The following is a 300-nucleotide window of genomic DNA, read 5'->3' as shown; positions in this document are numbered from 1 at the left end:
CTGTGTGGCGACGCACTCGCCGGACCAGTTCTACGCGTTCAACCACGACCTGCTCGATGCCCAGCCCGATGTGGGCAGCGACGGGATGTCGGACGAAGAGCTCGCCAACCTCGCGGGCGCTGTCGGCGTGGGCAACGGCAAGACCGTGCGCTCCTGCATCCAGGACGGCGACTACGTCAGCTGGGCGAAGGAGGCGGCGACCCGCGCGCTCGAGGGGCCGCTCCCCGGCTCCGGCGACCTCGTGCTCACGGCCGCACCGATGATCGTTCTGAACGGCGAGGGCTACGTCGGCGCGCTGGG

The 300-nt window shown here is 70.7% G+C and carries 1 protein-coding gene; it reads left to right on the top strand.

Features of this window, described 5'->3' with window-relative positions:
- Nucleotides 1-300, top strand: a 300-nt coding sequence (locus KVS71_RS17245) for a DsbA family protein (RefSeq protein WP_368874976.1), incomplete at both ends; no start/stop codon positions are given.

The sequence above is a fragment of the Microbacterium sp. GbtcB4 genome, assembly GCF_019091465.1.
Lineage (GTDB): Bacteria > Actinomycetota > Actinomycetes > Actinomycetales > Microbacteriaceae > Microbacterium > Microbacterium paraoxydans.
This window is presented reverse-complemented; position numbering and strand designations above follow the sequence as displayed.